Source organism: Geobacillus sp. CCR (assembly GCF_052906625.1).
Map to the genome: position 1 here is coordinate 1 of NZ_JBREBQ010000091.1, position 1,484 is coordinate 1,484.

The window sequence follows — 1,484 nt, forward strand, 5'->3', positions numbered from 1 at the left end:
TGGCCGCAGAGGAAATGGGGTATTAGCACGAAAGGGGCCGAATCGGCCTCTTTTGTGCTTTCTCTTTTCCATCGGTCCATCAGGCGCGCTGGAAATCTTCATCTGAAAGAGCGTGCAAACGTTCCGATAAGAATGTGCAAAATCCGGAACAATCCGCAAAAATTTTGCACATTATTTCCGAATCCGCCTGAAATAATTTGAAAAAGGGATTCTGAAATAATGTGCTAATTTACACTAGACTTCAAAGGATCTTAACTTATACAAGAGACTGCTTTAGCAATTTGAGTCCGTTGTTAAAATCTTTCACTGATTTTTTTTCAATTGCATAAAGGAGATCATGGAATATCAATCTTTTTCCATAAAATGATGTAACACGCTTATCGATTGGATAATTAAGGTCTTTAAAAGGATAACTGTAATAGTTAAGAATCTTATTAAAGAATTGTTCTCCATAGTCCCAATATAGTCCAGATAAATCATAAGCGGGGTCACCTAATTGAATATCTCCAAAGTCAATAATGCCACTAATTTGTTTTTTATTAATATCAAACAGTATATGTTTATGAGTCAAATCACCATGAATAATAGTTTTAGGTAAAGGATTTATTGATATTTGGTTTAGAAAAGACTCAAACATGTTAGTTATTTTTTGACATTCTTGTTCTGTAAGGTATGGATATACCAGTTTTTTTATGTTCTCCCAGTGCTCTTTCCAGTAAGTATATCCTTGGTTATCTTTAAGTTCTATAGAATGTATTTCCTCTAAATCAACTTTATGTAACATTGTTAAAAAGCTGCTTATCTGAAAGGCTATCTGATTTTGAGTCCGATCGTCCAACTCGTAAAGAATAGAAGGAGACAGAGGAACACCGTTAATTAGTGAGTAATAGCAACAGATAGGCCTATTATCTTTAAAAATTAATCGGTATTTTGGTAATTTTATGCTTAAATAAGATATTTCAGTCTGTAAAAAATCCAACAAAAGCTTTTCGTTTAGTAAATGCTGTGCTGTGTCTTCACTTCTCGGAAAGCGAAAAATCCATTCTTTATTGATTATCAGAACAGCATTGTCCCATCCTTCATTATTAATATCATATTCCTGGATTTCTAACCATGGTAACTGTTTCTTAATATAATCTAACATGTCAATAATATTACTCAGCATAATACCTCTACCTCCTAAATCTGGTTTAATACGAATCTTAAACAATATATATATGATACCCGTGGTACTAGATAAACTTGAGCAAGCATAAAAATAGCCCTTGCTGGCGGATCTCCTGTAGAATGAAAGTGCGACCTGCCATTCGAAAGGAGAATCCCCATGCAAGAGCACTTTCATTTTACTACAGATCGAGCCAAGATTCAAAAGCAATATGCCGCCATTTTCGTTTTTGTTTCTGCTCAACTTTCATGCATTCAGGTGCATCTTCATCGTCGAAATCGCCATTTGGTCAAGCAAGAGGACGCTGTCATCATCGCCA

Annotated in this window: 1 protein-coding gene and 1 pseudogene; one reads left to right on the plus strand and one right to left on the minus strand. The window is 35.0% G+C overall.

All coding sequences use genetic code 11. The features are described 5' to 3' along the window. Positions 1-256: 256 nt before the first annotated feature. Complete coding sequence (locus ACVBDQ_RS17950) at positions 257-1,165, minus strand: aminoglycoside phosphotransferase family protein (RefSeq protein ID WP_446663396.1); 909 nt, start codon at positions 1,163-1,165, stop codon at positions 257-259. A gap of 159 nt (positions 1,166-1,324) precedes the next feature. Between ACVBDQ_RS17950 and ACVBDQ_RS17955 the strand changes: the two are divergent. After that, positions 1,325-1,484: pseudogene (locus ACVBDQ_RS17955) on the plus strand (IS982 family transposase); the annotation flags it as partial.